12 protein-coding genes are annotated in these 15531 nt (G+C 59.9%); 10 read left to right on the top strand and 2 right to left on the bottom strand.

What is annotated here, in order from left to right; all coding sequences use genetic code 11:
- Nucleotides 1–488: 488 nt before the first annotated feature.
- The 7 genes from JH25_RS00765 (at nucleotide 489) to JH25_RS00795 (ending at nucleotide 6552) form a co-directional block, all read left to right on the top strand.
- Nucleotides 489–989: a DUF4822 domain-containing protein gene (locus JH25_RS00765; RefSeq protein ID WP_032880841.1), complete on the top strand. Its 501-nt coding sequence runs from the start codon at nucleotides 489–491 to the stop codon at nucleotides 987–989.
- A gap of 53 nt (nucleotides 990–1042) precedes the next feature.
- Nucleotides 1043–1477, top strand: coding sequence for a hypothetical protein (locus JH25_RS00770; RefSeq protein WP_032880840.1), 435 nt, complete (start codon nucleotides 1043–1045; stop codon nucleotides 1475–1477).
- Nucleotides 1478–1622: 145 nt separating this feature from the next.
- Nucleotides 1623–2576: a 2-hydroxyacid dehydrogenase gene (locus JH25_RS00775; RefSeq protein ID WP_032880839.1), complete on the top strand. Its 954-nt coding sequence runs from the start codon at nucleotides 1623–1625 to the stop codon at nucleotides 2574–2576.
- A gap of 129 nt (nucleotides 2577–2705) precedes the next feature.
- Nucleotides 2706–3773 (top strand): phosphotransferase family protein, encoded by a 1068-nt coding sequence (locus tag JH25_RS00780; RefSeq protein ID WP_032880838.1) that lies wholly within the window; start codon nucleotides 2706–2708, stop codon nucleotides 3771–3773.
- A 21-nt stretch (nucleotides 3774–3794) separates the two neighbouring features.
- Nucleotides 3795–4562 carry an SDR family oxidoreductase gene (locus tag JH25_RS00785; RefSeq protein WP_032880837.1) on the top strand — a complete coding sequence of 256 codons (768 nt, stop codon included), beginning with the start codon at nucleotides 3795–3797 and terminating at the stop codon, nucleotides 4560–4562.
- Nucleotides 4563–4632: 70 nt separating this feature from the next.
- Nucleotides 4633–6066 carry a MocR-like pyridoxine biosynthesis transcription factor PdxR gene (gene pdxR, locus JH25_RS00790; protein WP_032880836.1) on the top strand — a complete coding sequence of 478 codons (1434 nt, stop codon included), beginning with the start codon at nucleotides 4633–4635 and terminating at the stop codon, nucleotides 6064–6066.
- Nucleotides 6067–6150: 84 nt separating this feature from the next.
- On the top strand, nucleotides 6151–6552 hold the full coding sequence (locus JH25_RS00795) for a cupin domain-containing protein (protein ID WP_032880835.1): 402 nt from the start codon (nucleotides 6151–6153) through the stop codon (nucleotides 6550–6552).
- A 66-nt stretch (nucleotides 6553–6618) separates the two neighbouring features.
- Here the strand turns inward: JH25_RS00795 and JH25_RS00800 are convergent, their stop codons facing one another.
- Nucleotides 6619–7248, bottom strand: a complete 630-nt coding sequence (locus tag JH25_RS00800; RefSeq protein ID WP_032880834.1) for a DNA-3-methyladenine glycosylase I — start codon at nucleotides 7246–7248, stop codon at nucleotides 6619–6621.
- A gap of 215 nt (nucleotides 7249–7463) precedes the next feature.
- Here JH25_RS00800 and JH25_RS00805 point away from each other — a divergent pair, with 215 nt between their 5' ends.
- The 3 genes from JH25_RS00805 to JH25_RS00815 all read left to right on the top strand — a co-directional run bounded on the left by JH25_RS00805 (nucleotide 7464) and on the right by JH25_RS00815 (nucleotide 10350).
- Nucleotides 7464–8789, top strand: a complete 1326-nt coding sequence (locus tag JH25_RS00805; RefSeq protein WP_177327440.1) for a C4-dicarboxylate transporter DctA — start codon at nucleotides 7464–7466, stop codon at nucleotides 8787–8789.
- A 158-nt stretch (nucleotides 8790–8947) separates the two neighbouring features.
- On the top strand, nucleotides 8948–9649 hold the full coding sequence (locus JH25_RS00810) for a FadR/GntR family transcriptional regulator (protein ID WP_014718317.1): 702 nt from the start codon (nucleotides 8948–8950) through the stop codon (nucleotides 9647–9649).
- Nucleotides 9650–9666: 17 nt separating this feature from the next.
- Entirely contained in the window at nucleotides 9667–10350 is a 684-nt protein-coding gene (locus JH25_RS00815) for a GntR family transcriptional regulator (RefSeq protein ID WP_032880833.1), read from the top strand.
- Nucleotides 10351–10529: 179 nt separating this feature from the next.
- Here JH25_RS00815 and JH25_RS00820 read toward each other — a convergent pair whose 3' ends face one another.
- On the bottom strand, nucleotides 10530–15398 hold the full coding sequence (locus tag JH25_RS00820; RefSeq protein WP_032880832.1) for an NAD-glutamate dehydrogenase: 4869 nt from the start codon (nucleotides 15396–15398) through the stop codon (nucleotides 10530–10532).
- Nucleotides 15399–15531: the final 133 nt, after the last annotated feature.

The raw sequence follows: 15531 nt of genomic DNA, 5'->3' as shown, positions 1-15531 counted from the left end.
CCGTAACAAGGGCCGGATTGTCCGGGATTCTCTTGAATAAGCAAAGACTTAGATGAGGAACGGTAATGCAGTGCAAAGGCTGGAAGGCAGCCCATGGGGCGGCTCAGTTGATTCAACGCCAGATGTCCACCGCCTTTACCCACCTCACGAACGCCCCTGCCAGCGGGGCATTGGGAGGGTCGATCACGCAAGGCCGACGAAGCTTTGTTTAAATAAACCCAGTCACTCAAAGTTCGCCATTGGGGAGCCGCTGACAGAGACCCAATATCAATTAAAGTTAAACACCCTCACATATAAGAAAGTTCTTACATACAGTTAATCAACGCCTCTCGATTGAAGCTCTAATGATTGCGGCATTTGTTGCAAGGGTTTTCCCAGGCATTGAGAGCCCCTTCTATCACGTTTATATTCCAGTCCAGTTCAAAAAAACAAAAGCATCTAAACCCACCACAGCAGAATTAAAAACCTCACTCATCAGGAGCGACTAGATGAACAAACACAACCTTATTTTCTCCCTGATACTTGCCACCGGAATACTCAGCCCATTGGCCAGCCAAGCACAACCGGCAGTAGAAAACTCAGACGCAAGTGCCCTGGGTACATCCCCCCGCTGGCTGACGACAAAAGTTTATATAGAAGGCGCCCCGGAGATCGACGTAAAGGACAAGTACCCAGGTGTCGTTGGAATATCAGTGTGGGACCCTGAACGTAATCGCTACGAATTTTTCTACACCGATACCGGGCTATCAAAATATGACAACGGCGGCGGCGGTTACTTCATGGTAACGGGTGACAAGAAAAACCATATCCTGATACCGGATAAAGGTGCAACGAAAACCATCGTCAGAAAACTTGAGACGTTGAACAATCAGGAATTCACTTATTCTCGTGAAGTGCCGCGCGACATGATAGACGCCAACCCTCTTGTTCGAATACATGTGGTTCATGCGCCCTATACCGGATCAGTCAAAACCACCCCCACCCACTAACCCTCAACACTCATCCCACGAGTAGCGACAATACTCATAAAAGGCCTCACTCAATGAAAACACTATTAAAGCCTTTATTGGCGTCTGTTTTATTGCTCTCTACCCTTGTTTCAGGCGGCCTTCATGCGCAGGCTTCCACGTCAGGAAAACCTGTCGCCATCAGCGCTGACAATGCGGTCATGTTGACCGTCTTCCTCAAACATGACCAATCTCGCAACTTGAACGAAATAAGAACAAAACTCACCGAACAGGAACTCTTTAAAGTATTCCCTCCTGAAGGGGTAGAGATTGTCAGTTGGAACATCGCCATGGGGATCGGTCACGTCATCGTTCTACGCTTCCCCGCCTCGCGCCTGCGGGAAGTCAATCTCGCCATCGAACGCTCTGCATGGGGCCCCTTCAGGACGGAGTTCTTTCCTACCTACGATTACATGGACATCGTAGCGGCCGAACAGAGCAAGGTGCGCAAGCCCGTACCCGCTAAATAATTCGCACGCGCGCAAACAGCGTCTCCCACTCGCCGAGACGCTGGCACTTTTCGCAAAATCAGTGGCGCTTTCTCTGCGCCCTCAGCATTTCACACAACACAAATGCAGCATAATCCGAGCATCGAACTCACCGGAGAGCTGCCCCATGCCCACCACCGTTCTAGTCCTGGTTGAAACCATCAACGAATACCTGCAAATCATCGAAAGCAATGACTTTCACGTGATCCTGGCGCCGACGCCCGCAGAACGGGCCCAGGCGATCAAGGCCCACGCAGGGCAGATCAAGGCCGTGCTGACCCGCGGGCCGCTGGGGCTGTATGCCGAGGAAATCGCCGCGCTTCCATTGCTGGAGATCATCTGCGTGATCGGTGCTGGCTACGAACATGTAGACCTGCAAGCGGCAAGCAACCGTGGGATCGTGGTCACCAACGGTGCCGGCGTGAACGCCCCCTCGGTGGCCGATCACGCCATGGCGCTGCTGCTCTCGCTGGTGCGCGGGATTCCCCAGACCGATGCCGCCGTGCGGCGCAGCGAATGGCCGAAGGTCATGCGCCCTTCCCTGGCCGGCAAGCAACTGGGAATTCTCGGGCTCGGTGCCGTGGGGATGGAAATCGCCAGGCGCGCCGCCCTCGGCTTCGGCATGGAGGTGAGCTATCACAACCGCCAACCCCGCGATGACGTGGATTACACCTACTGTTCAACGGCCGTCGAACTGGCGCGCACCTCGGACTTCCTGATCCTGGCCACGCCAGGTGGGGCCAGCACTCGCCATCTGATCGATAAACATGCGCTGGATGCGTTGGGCCCCAATGGCTATCTGGTGAACATTGGCCGCGGCAGCGTGGTGGTGACCGCTGACCTCGTGGCTGCCCTGGAGCAACGGCGTATCGGCGGCGCCGCGCTGGATGTATTCGACGACGAACCCAAGGTGCCCGACGCCCTCAAGCGCCTGAGCAATACCGTCCTGACCTCCCATGTGGCCGGCCTGTCACCGGAGGCTGCCCATGACACCGTGCAGCGGGTGGCCGACAACCTGGTGGAATACTTCGCCGGCCGTCCTGTGCTCACGCCGGTTGCGCTGCCAGCGCCCGCAAAATGACCGATCAGGCACGCTGATCACCCTTCAACACGCTAACCTATTAAGCCGCCCCGACCTTGTCGCTGGGCGGCGGTGCGCATTAGATTAGGAAATAGTCCAAGGCCTTTAGAATAAGCAGAAGGGATAAGCATGGCGCTGAACGACCAATCGACCCAGATTCGCCCCGGCGAAGAACTTGATGCCAGCCTGATCGATCCCTACCTCAAGGCCCACATTCCGGGCTTGAACGGCACGCCTGCGATCAGTCAGTTCCCCGGCGGCGCATCGAACCTGACCTACCTGCTGGAATATCCAGGCCAGGAATTCGTGCTGCGTCGCCCGCCGTTTGGCCACAAGGCCAAGTCCGCCCACGACATGGGCCGCGAATACCGCATTCTCAACCAGCTCAAAGATGGTTTTCCGTATTGCCCCAAGGCATACGTGCACTGCACCGATGAATCAGTGATCGGTGCCGAGTTCTATGTGATGGAACGGGTCAACGGCATCATCCTGCGCTCTGACCTGCCGCCCGAACTGGGCCTGGACGCGGCCAAGACTCAAGCGCTGTGCAAAAGCTTTATCGACAAGTTCGTCGAACTGCATCAAGTCGACTACAGTGCCTGCGGCCTGGCCGACCTGGGCAAGCCTGAAGGCTACGTGGCGCGGCAGATTCGTGGCTGGGGCGAGCGCTACGAAAAAGCCCTGACCCCTGATGCGCCAAAATGGGAAGCGGTGCGCGCCTGGCTCAACGACAAAATGCCAGCCGATTCGCCCACATCCAGCATCGTGCATAACGACTACCGCTTCGATAACGTGATCCTCGACCCGCATAACCCGATGCAAATCATCGGTGTGCTGGATTGGGAACTGACCACTCTGGGCGACCCGCTGATGGACCTGGGCAACACCCTCGCCTACTGGATCGAAGCCGCAGACCCGGCGCCGGTGCAACTGATGCGGCGCCAGCCGAGCAACGCCCCGGGGATGCTCACCCGCCGTCAGTTTGTCGACTACTACGCCGAGCGCTCGGGGCTTGCGATCGACAATTTCGATTTCTATTACACCTACGGCCTGTTCCGGCTGGCCGGCATCGTGCAGCAGATCTACTACCGCTTTTTCCACGGCCAGACCCAGGACAAACGCTTTGCGCAGTTCATCCACATGAACAAGCTGCTGGAGCAAATGAGCCTGAATGTCATTGGCAAATCAGCGCTCTGATCGCAACCACAAGGAACCCTTATGTCCAAGACCAACCTGTTTGACCTTGACGGCAAGATCGCCTTCGTTTCCGGCGCCAGCCGTGGTATCGGCGAGGCCATTGCCAAGCTGCTGGCCCAGCAAGGCGCCCACGTGATCGTCTCCAGCCGCAAGCTGGAAGGTTGCCAGCACGTCGCCGACGCGATCATTGCCGACGGCGGCAAGGCCACGGCGATTGCCTGCCATATCGGTGAAATGGAGCAGATTACCCAGGTGTTCGCCGGCATCCGCGAACAGTTCGGCCGCCTGGATATTCTGGTCAACAACGCCGCGACCAACCCGCAGTTCTGCAACGTGCTGGATACCGACCTTGGCGCATTCCAGAAGACGGTCGACGTGAATATCCGCGGTTACTTCTTCATGTCGGTGGAAGCCGGCAAGCTGATGCGCGAGAACGGCGGCGGCAGCATCATCAACGTGGCGTCGATCAACGGCATTTCGCCGGGCGTGTTCCAGGGCATCTACTCGGTCACCAAGGCTGCCGTGATCAACATGACCAAGGTGTTCGCCAAGGAATGCGCGGCATTCGGCATCCGTTGCAACGCACTGCTGCCGGGCCTGACTGATACCAAATTCGCCTCGGCGCTGGTCAAGAACGATTCGATCCTGAAAGTGGCCCTGGCACAGATCCCCCTCAAGCGCGTCGCCGACCCCAGCGAAATGGCCGGCGCGGTGTTGTATCTGGCCAGCGATGCGTCGAGCTACACCACCGGTGTGTCGTTGAATGTAGACGGCGGCTTCCTGTCCTGACACTGCCTGGTTTCTTCAGATCGATTTGCGCGTAACCTTGGCGCGGATCGATCTGTCTCCAGGATGAAACATGGAACTGCACCTCGTCATCAATGGCCGCAAGGACCTGGCTGCCCAGCTTTATCAGCAACTGCGCGAAGCTATCGCCACCGGGCGACTGTCGGCGGGTACGCAACTGCCACCGAGCCGACTGCTCGCCGAACAACTGGGCGTATCGCGCAAGACGGTGTCGGATACCTACACCACCCTCACGTACGAAGGCCTGCTGATCGGCAAGATCGGCCGCGGCACTTTCGTCAATGCGTGGGCGCCCCAACCCGATCGTGTGCAAACCGCCACCGACCTGGCCTGCGCCGCCAACCTGGGCAAGTGGGCAGCACTGCCCTCGCCCATGGGCCACCCGTCCCGTGAGGGCATCCTGCGCTACGAATTTATCGGCGGCGCGACTGCACGCAACCAATTCCCCCAGGACGAATGGCGACGCTGCACCCAGGATGCGCTGCGCCGTATCGCCCAGAACAGTGGTTTCTACAGCCAACCGGAAGGGTTACCGGCATTGCGCGAGGCCATCGCCGGGCATATCGCGTTTTCCCGAGGGGTCAAATGCCGCGCCAGCGATATCGTGGTCACCAATGGCGCGCAGCAGGCGCTGGACCTGATTGCCCGCGTGGTGCTGGAACCCGGCAGCATGGTCGCGATGGAAGACCCAGGCTATAGCCCCGCGCGCCAAATGTTCGTAGCGATGGGCGCCAGCGTCGCCAGCGTGGCCGTCGACGAACAGGGCCTCCAGGTCGATCAGATCCCCGATGGCACCCGTCTGATCTACGTAACCCCGTCCCACCAGTTCCCCCTCGGCATGCCGATGAGTCAGAGGCGCCGCCAGGCACTGCTGGACCGCGCAATCGAGCTGGGTGCGATCATCATCGAAGACGACTACGACAGCGAATTTCGCTACGAAGGGCGCCCCACCGACTCCCTGCAAAGCCTGGACACCCGAGGCGTGGTCACCTACGTCGGGACCTTTTCCAAAACCCTGTTGCCCGAGTTGCGCCTGGGCTACGCGGTGCTGCCGCCAGCGATCTATGGCGCGGTGCTCAAGGCCAAGCAGTTGACCGACCAGCACAGCTCTACCCTGCCGCAGTGGGCATTGGCCAAGTTCATCAGCGAAGGCTACCTGCTCAAGCATATTCGCCGTTGCCACAGCATCTACGCGGGGCGTCGCGAACGAATACTGCAGCGTCTGGCGGGCGATCTGTCACCGTGGTTCGAGGCGGTTCCGACGGTGGCGGGCTTTCACCTGGCGGCATTGTGCAAGGTGGCGTTGAATATCCCATTGCTGATAGAACAGGCGCGTCAGGTCGAGGTGGGGTTGTACCCCCTGGACGTATTCTTCCAAGACGTGCCATTACGCTCGGGGCTGATTTTCGGCTTCGGCGCCATCGAGACCCTGGACATCGATCCGGCGCTGGACAAGGTGCGCGATATTCTCCGGCAGATTGGCTAAGGGGTTTTCCGGCGTATTGGTCATTGGTGGCGTACAGGCTACGGCGTAGGGTGAAGAGGTCTCGAACTACGCGGAATCCTGATCATGAAACGATTGCTCGCCACCACGCTGATGCTCACCTCCCTCAGCGCATTTGCCCACGACCCGGTATACAACCAGGAAACGCTCAAGGTGCTGCAGGAGCACCCCTTGACCAACGTGCCCGGCAAGAAAACCATCATGCTCACCGTGGACTATGCCCCCGGCCAGGCCACCGTGCCCCATAGCCACACCGGCACTGCGGTGGCTTATGTGCTCGAAGGCGCGATCACCTCGCGGGTCAATGATGAAAAGGCGATCACCTACAAAGCCGGGCAATCGTTCTACGAACCGGCCGGCTCGCGGCATTTTGAGTCAAGCAATGCCAGCCAGACCCAACCGGCCAGGCTGCTGGTGGTGATGGTGCTGGATGACAAGGCTGAGGTACTCACCCCGCTTCCCAAATAATCAGCAACACCACAAAACCCATGGGGGAGCTGGCTTGCCTGCTCCCACAGTTTTAACCGTGTCTGGTCAGGGACGTTTGAATAGGTCGCGCTGGTGTTCAATGCGCAGCCGGCACTCGCAACCCTCCAGATGATCATTGACCATCCCCATCGCCTGCATCAACGCATACATCGTGGTCGGGCCGACGAAGGTCCAGCCGCGTTTCTTCAGGGCCTTGGACAAGCGCATCGAAGCCGCTGAGGTCGGATTGGCCGTCCAGTAAGCCATGTCCACCACTGCCGGCCGCTCTTCTGCGCCGGGCTCGAACGCCCACAGCCAGCGCGCCAGCGAGCCGGTCTCCTCCACCAGTTCACAGGCCCGGCGTGCGTTGTTGATGGCCGAGATGATCTTTGCCCGATTGCGCACGATGCCCGGCTCGCTCATCAACCGCTCAATGTCCGCTTCGCCGTACTGCGCCACCCGGCGAAAATCAAAACCCTCGAACGCCTGCCGAAAGTTATCGCGCTTGCGCAGAATGGTGATCCACGCCATCCCCGCCTGAAACCCCTCCAGGCAGATCTTCTCGTACAACGCGATGTCATCCGCCACCGGCACACCCCACTCGTGGTCGTGGTAATGCAGGTACGCAGGCGCTGCAGTGCGCCAGGCGCAATACATGCGCCCTGCTTCGTCGGTTGTAAGCCCTGATTGGTCCATCCATCACCTCGTATGCCCAAGGCGATGATACGCAAAAAAAATTAATCCCCGTCAACCGCTCAAGCACCGTACTTACCGACCAACTGGTCAGACCGGGACCTGCCAACCGCTGAATATTTACTTGTTGTTTGAAAAAAACCAAGCGTAGACTGGCCGCGCACTGGACTTACCGGTAAGACCACAACAATTAAGCCCTGGAACCACCAGGGCACCGAATAGAGATCCCTCCCATGCTCAGATGGTGCTCGCGTTCGATTTTCCTGCAAGTCGTGATTGGCCTGATGCTCGGCATCGCCTGCGGCCTGGCCCTTCCCGAATTTTCCTCACAACTCAAACCCCTGGGCGACGGCTTTATCAAGCTGATCAAAATGCTGATCGGCCTGATCGTGTTCTGTGTCGTGGTCAGCGGTATTTCCGGCGCCGGCGATTTGAAGAAGGTCGGGCGTATCGGGCTCAAGTCGGTGATCTACTTTGAAGTGCTGACCACCGTCGCCCTGGTGCTTGGCCTGATCATGGCCTTCAGCACCGGCATCGGCAGCGGCGCCAATATTCATCTTGAGCAACTCTCTTCCGCCGGCTTGAATGAGCTGGCCGACAAGGGCCAACACATCAAGGGCACCAGCCAGTTCCTGATGGACCTGATTCCCAACTCGGTGATCGGTGCGTTTGCCGATAACAACGTGTTGCAGGTGCTGCTGTTCTCGGTGCTGTTCGGCAGTGCGCTGAACCTGGTGGGCGAAGCGGCCAGCGGTATCTCGCGGCTGATCAATGAGCTTAGCCATGTGATCTTCCGCATCATGGGCATGATCGTGCGCCTGGCGCCGATTGGCGTATTCGGTGCCATCGCGTTCACCACCAGCACCTACGGCCTGGACTCGCTGCAACACCTGGGCAGCCTGGTTGGGCTGTTCTACCTGACGTGCTTTGCCTTTGTCGCGCTGATCCTCGGGCTGGTAATGCGCTTGTCCGGCCTGCGGATGCTGCCGCTGCTCAAGTACCTGCGCGAAGAGCTGCTGATCGTGATGGGCACCGCTTCGTCCGACGCTGTGCTGCCGCAGATCATGCGCAAGCTGGAACATTTGGGCATTGGCAGTTCCACCGTGGGTTTGGTAATTCCCACCGGGTACTCGTTCAACCTCGACGGTTTCTCGATCTACCTGACCCTGGCCATCGTATTTATCGCCAACGCCACCGGTACACCGCTGTCGATGACCGACTTGCTGACCATCCTCCTGGTATCGTTGATCACCTCCAAAGGCGCCCACGGCATTCCGGGCTCGGCATTGGTGATTCTAGCGGCGACACTCACGGCGATCCCGGCAATTCCGGTGGTGGGCCTGGTGTTGGTGCTGGCGGTGGACTGGTTCATGGGGATCGGTCGTGCGCTGACCAACCTGATCGGCAACTGCGTGGCTACCGTGGCGATTGCTCGCTGGGAAAAAGATATCGATATCCAGCGTGCCAACAAGGTGCTCGACGGCCAGCAGGGCTATGCCTTTCAGGCCAAGAAGCCGGTGCTGCCGGCGCATCAGGAGTTCTAGGACAACACCCATCCAATGTGGGAGCTGGCTTGCCTGCGATAGCGGTGAGTCAGCGTCAAATGTAGTGCCTGACACTCAGTCATCGCAGGCAAGCCAGCTCCCACATTGGCCCTTTGCCAGACTGAATACTGTATGAGCAACATCAAGGAGCCTTCGACGTGATCAGCACCTCAACCGTCGTCAATTCAGTGGTAGAAAAACTGCGCGCCGCCTTGGCGCGAGGCCAGTGGCGCCGCGGTGAAATGCTGCCAGGCCAGCGTGAGCTGGCCGAGCAACTGGGTATCAGCCGCCCGAGCCTGCGTGAAGCGGTGATCGTGCTGGAGACCTTGGGCCTGGTGCGTTCCATGCCGGGCAAAGGTGTGGTGGTACTGGAAACCAGCGTCAGCGAGCCGCAGTCGAGCGACGCGGTGGCCGACGCCAGCCTGGAAGACATCCTGCAACTGCGCTATACCCTCGAACCCTTCATCGTCGGCCTGGTCGCCCAATCCATCAGCAGCAAGGAAATCGGCCAACTGCGCCTGACGCTGATGGACATGCGCGAAGCCCTGGATGCCGGCGACGCCGAGGCGGGCATGAACGCCTACATCGACTTTCACGAAGAACTGTTTGCCCTGACCTCCAACCCGATCTTCCAGAACGTGGTGCAGCAAACCAGCACCGCGCTCAAACAAAGCGCCCAGGTATTGCGCAACTCCCCTGAACACCTGGCCGAACGCCTGCAAGAGAACGAAGCCGTGGTACGCGCCATCCGCAACAAGAACAGCGCCCTGGCCAGTGCCGAAATGCGTCGGCACATCCTGCAGGAAGGCTTGCGCATGGGCATTCGCTTGAATATCCCGGATGACCATCTGGGCAGCTGAATAATTGGAGACCGGCCATGAACGTCCACGCCCTGCAACGTGACCCTCTGCCCTGCCTGCGCCTGGTGTCGGGCAAGAAGCCTTCGGTTGACGACATCTACCCGCGCTTGTTCGACGCGATCCTTGAGCAACGCATTGCGCCCGCCAGCCGCTTCACCGAAGAAGGCCTGGGCGAACTCTTTGGCGTGAGCCGCAGCGTGATTCGCCGGGTGCTCGCCAAGCTGTCCCATCAGCAAGTGGTCATCCTGCGCCCCAACCAGCGCGCCCAGGTCGCCGCGCCGGATGCCCAGCACACACGGCAGATTCTTGAAGCACGGCGCCTGACCGAAATGACCGTGGTGCAACTGGCCTGCGCCCAGGCCACAGCGATGCAAATCCGCCAACTGCGCGAGCTGATTGCGCAGGAGCGCGACGCCATTGAGCGTGACCAGCGTGGGCCGGCGATCCGGTTTTCTGGGGAGTTTCATCTGCAACTGGCGCACATGGCAGGCAATGCGCCGTTGGCACAGTTTCTCAACAGCCTGGTGCCGTTGACGTCGTTGATCATTGCGCAATTTGAAACGAAGGCCTGCACGTATTGTGCGTGGCAGGAGCATATGGCGATTGTGGATGCCGTGGAACAGCGCGACGCCCACACGGCTGTCGCCCTGATGACCCAGCACCTGGATCACCTGGAAACCCGGCTACTCAAACACCACTGATTCCGAATGAAGTTCAAACTGTGGGAGCTGGCTTGCCTGCGATAGCGGTGTACCAGTGACTCGATTATTAACTGACCCACCGCTATCGCAGGCAAGCCAGCTCCCACATTGATCGCATTCCAGATCAAATAAAAAGCCCCCGCATCTCACGATGCGGGGGCTTTGGGTTTACCGAAGCATCAAGCCGGCTGCAACACCGACTGACCACTCAACGCCAGGTCCAGCAACTCACGATTGGCCACCGCGTACATGGCGTAGTCCGTGCCAACCGCAGCACGAATTTCCACCATCATGGCACGCCAGCGATCAGCCATGTCCTGGTGCTGTTCAAGCCACAGGGCCACGCGGGCTTCCATGTCTTGTGGCGCATCGGCCATTTGCAGTACCGAAATGGTAATCGCCCGTTGCTGCCAGTCCACGTCATCGCGGAAGGCTTCACGGGCCTGGGCCTGCCAGTTGTTGGCCACAGGAAGATCGCTGATCTGCTGCAGGTACCACGGCAGGTCCAGGGCGCTGCCGACGGCGAAGTAGGCTTTGGCCACTTCGGCGGCGTCATGCCCGGTCACGTCGGCGGCTTCGATGATCGGCAGCAAGGTGTACAGGTGGGTAGTGCCTGCAACCATGCGTGCCAACAATTCCGGTACGCCGGCCTGGGTGTAGGCCTGGTAACGGTTCTGCCAGCCTTCACGGGTCGGACCTTCCAGCAGTTCGTCGAGCTTGAGGCCCAACGCCGCCAGGTGCGGACCGAAGTGCGCTGTGTCACGCCCGGCGTCCTGTTCGTTGCGACGGCTGCGCAGGAACCAGCGCGTAGCACGACGGCCCAGGCGCATCAGCTCGTCCATCAGCTCCAGTTGCACGTCGGCCGACACCTGGTGGTCCAGGGCTTCGATCTGACGGAACCAGTGCGGCAGGTGGAAGATATCGCGCACGATCACATAGGCACCGGCGACGTTCGCCGGGCTCATGCCGGTCGACTCTTTGAGTCGCTGCACGAAGGTGATGCCCATGTGGTTGACCAGGTCGTTGGCGATCTGGGTGCTGACGATCTCGCGCTTGAGGCGATGGCGACGCATGGCTTCGGAGAACTTGGCCACCAGGCTCGGTGGGAACGCGGTCTCCATGTCACGGGTCAGGTATTCGTCATCCGGCACCAGGGATTTGAGCAGCGCTTCCTTGAGGTCGATCTTGCTGTACGAAATCAGCACCGACAACTCCGGACGGGTCAAGCCCTTGCCGGTCGAAGCGCGCTCGGTGAGCTGCTCTTCGGTCGGCAGGTACTCGATGGCGCGGTCCAGCTTGCCACGGCCTTCCAGGTCACTCATCAGGCGTTTGTACTCGGCGGCGCGCTCGTAAGCCTTGCGTGCGGCCAGGGACAGGGCCTGGGTCTGCTTGTAGTTGTTGCCCAACACCAGGTGGCCGACTTCGTCGGTCATGCTCGCCAGCAACTGGTTGCGCTGCTTGTCGGTCATGTCACCGGCCTGCACCACTTCGTTGAGCAGGATCTTGATGTTCACTTCGTGGTCGGAGCAGTCCACGCCACCGGCGTTGTCGATGAAGTCGGTGTTGGAACCGCCGCCATTGAGGCCGAATTCCACACGACCCAGTTGGGTCATGCCGAGGTTACCGCCCTCGCCCACCACCTTGCAGCGCAGCTCGTTGCCGTTGACACGCAGCGCGTCGTTGGCCTTGTCGCCCACGTCGGCATGGCTTTCGGTGCTGGCCTTGACGTAGGTACCGATACCGCCGTTCCACAACAGGTCCACCGGCGCCTTGAGCAAGGCGTTGAGCAGTTCGGTCGGGGTCAGCTTGTCGGCCTGGATGTCGAAACGCTCTTTCATCTGTGGCGAGATGGCGATGCTCTTGGCGCTGCGCGAGAAGATACCGCCGCCTTCAGACATGATGCTGGTGTCGTAGTCGGTCCAGGACGAACGCGGCAGCTCGAACATGCGCTGGCGCTCGACGAAGCTGGTGGCCGGGTTCGGGTTCGGGTCGATGAAGATGTGCAGGTGGTTGAAGGCCGCGACCAGTTGCAGCTTGTCGGACATCAGCAAACCATTACCGAACACGTCACCGGCCATATCGCCGACGCCCACTACGGTGATGCTGTCTTCCTGCACGTTGATGCCGCGCTCACGGAAGTGACGCTGCACACCGACCCACGCGCCCTTGGCGGTGATGCCCATTTTCTTGTGGTCGTAACCGGCAGAACCGCCGGAAGCGAACGCGTCACCCAGCCAGAAACCGTAGTCGATAGCGATGCCGTTGGCGATGTCGGAGAAGGTTGCAGTGCCCTTGTCCGCCGCCACCACCAGGTAGGGGTCATCGTCATCATGACGCACGACGTTGGCCGGTGGCACCAGGGCGCCGTCCTTCAGGTTGTCGGTAATGTCCAACAGGCCGGAAATGAAGATGCGGTAGCAGGCGATGCCCTCGGCCGCGATCTCGTCCCGGCTGCCGCCCAATGGCAGGCGACGCGGCAGGAAGCCGCCCTTGGCGCCCACCGGCACGATCACCGAGTTTTTCACTTGCTGGGCTTTTACCAGGCCGAGCACTTCGGTACGGAAGTCTTCTTCACGGTCGGACCAGCGCAGGCCGCCGCGAGCGACGTTGCCGAAGCGCAGATGCACGCCTTCAACACGGGGCGAGTACACGAAGATTTCAAACTTCGGCACCGGCTTGGGCAGCTCGGGGATCGCGTGCGGGTTGAACTTGAAGCTGAAGTACGACTTGTTCTGGCCGTTTGCGTCGGTCTGGTAGAAGTTGGTACGCAGGGTCGCCTTGATCAGGTCCAGGTAGCGACGCAGGATACGGTCTTCGTTGAGCACCTGAACGTCGTCCAGGGCGGTGAGGATCGCCTGTTCCAGGCGTTGCTGCTTGTCTTCCAGGTCGTCGGCAGTGAGCTTGCGTGCCAGGTAGAAGCGGGTCTTGAACAACCTTGTCAACTCGCGGGCGATGTCGGTGTGGTTGTTCAGGGTGCTGGCGATGTAACCCAGGTCAAAGCCCAGGCGGATCTGCTTGAGGTAACGGGCGTAGGCACGCAGCAGCGCAACGTCACGCCATGGCAGGCCGGCGGTCAATACCAGGCGGTTGAATGCATCGTTCTCGGCGTCGCCATGCACGATGTGCACGAATGCGTCCTGCAGGGTGTCGTTGAGCTGCTGGATATCCAGGTTCACGCCTTCGGCGGCGATGAATGCAAAGTCATGGATCCAGAACTCACGGCCATTGGCATGGCGCAGGCGATACGGAAACTCGCCCAGCACGCGCAGGCCGAGGTTTTCCAGGATCGGCAGCACGTCGGACAGCGCCAGCGGGGTGTCAGCGTGATAGAGCTTGCAATGCAGTTCGCGCTGACCGGAGACCTGGCCCAGCGGCTGATAGAAGCTCATCACCAGCGGGTTGGCTTCGGTGAGGCTGTTCAGATGCTGCATGTCGACCACGGCCGAATGCGCGGCGAAACGCTCGCGGTAGCCGGCCGGGAAGCCTTTGGGGAAGTCCGCCAGCACGTTGGTGCCGTGGGCTTCGCCGAAACTCTCCACCACCAGACTGGCGTAGTCGTCCTGCCAGCTGCGGCAGGCTTGCACCACTTCTTTTTCCAGTTGCAGCGGGTCGATGTCCAGGCGGTTCTTCGGGTCGACCCGCAGGATCAGTTGCACACGGGCCAGCACGGACTCGGAGAAGAAGGTCCAGAACTCGCAGTCCGAAGCCTTGAGGCGATCCATCAGCACTTGCTGGATCTTCTGGCGCACTTCGGTGGAGTAGATATCGCGCGGCACATAGGCCAGGCAATAGCAGAAACGACCGTACGGATCTTTGCGCAGGAACACGCGGATCTTGTTGCGTTCCTGGATCTGCACGATCGACATCACGGTGCTGAACAGCTCGTCGACCGGGGTCTGGAACAGGTCGTCACGGGGCAGCACTTCAACCACTTGGGCCAGTTCCTTGCCCAGATGCGCCTTGGCCTGGAAGCCCGAGCGACGCTCGATTTCCGCTACCTTGCGGCGAATGTACGGGATCACTCGCACGCTTTCGCCGTACACCGAGGAGGTGTAGAGGCCCATGAAGCGGTGTTCCTTGATGACCTTGCCGTCGGCACTGATCTCGCGGATCGACACGTAGTCCGGATACGCCGGGCGGTGCACGCGGCTTGGGTGTGCAGCCTTGGCGAACGACAGCACCGTCGGCTCACGCAGGTAGGCCACGGCGTAGTCTTCGATGCGCAGGTCTTCGGCGGTGAGGCCGGCGCGCAACAGCTTGGTCAGACCGAGGAAGGAGCTGGCGTCATATTCGATATGACCGCCGTCCGCCTCGTCACGTACCACGAACTCTTCATAGCCCAGGAAGGTGAAGTGGTTGCCCACCAGCCATTCCAGGAAGTTCTTGATCTCGGCTTTTTCTTCACCGTCGATCGTGAATGCGCTGGCGTCGATACCGGCCAGCAGGTCCTGGACCTTGGCTTTCATCGGTTCGAAATCGGCCACGGCCACGCGCACTTCGCCCAGCACCTGCTCCAGCTCTTTGCTCAGCACGTTCAGCTCGGCGGCGTTGGCGCAGCGGTCGATCTCCAGGTACATCAGCGATTCTTGCAGGATGCCTTCGCCCTGGGTGCCCTTGGGCAGGATTTCCAGCAACTCACCCTTGCTGCCACGGCGCACGCTGAGCACGGTGGTTTGCAGGGTATGGATGCTGTAGCCACGGCGGTTCAGCTCGGTACGGACCGAGTCCACCAGAAATGGCAGGTCATGGTGCAGCACTTCGACCGCGGTGTGGGTCGATTGCCAGCCATGACGTTCGTAATCGGGGTTGTAGACCCGCACTTGCGGTTGGGTGTGATCGAAGCGCTCAAGCAGGCGCCAGGCAGACAGGGTGCAACCGGCCAGGTCGGAAAGGCGACGCTGGGTCAGTTCGTCCAGGGAAATGATGCCGAAGAATTGCTCAGCGAACAGCGCCACTTGTGGCAGTGCCTGTTCACTGATGTGCTGCGCCAGTGCCGCTTGCAGTTGATGCTGGAAGTCGGCCTTGCTGGCTGCGGTGAAGAACGCCATCTGTGGTACTCCGCTTGGGCTTGTTATTGATGGAAGCGTCGCGTGTTATCCCCTTGCGGGGAGACCGTCAGCTCTGTTCGTGGGTCACGATAAACGAATCAGGCCGACAGGTGGGTGAAGCTGGACAGGACAG

The sequence above is a fragment of the Pseudomonas sp. BRG-100 genome (assembly GCF_000737955.1).
Taxonomy (GTDB): domain Bacteria; phylum Pseudomonadota; class Gammaproteobacteria; order Pseudomonadales; family Pseudomonadaceae; genus Aquipseudomonas; species Aquipseudomonas synxantha_A.
Note: the sequence above shows the minus strand (reverse complement) of the source record. Positions and strands in the feature narration are given on the sequence as shown.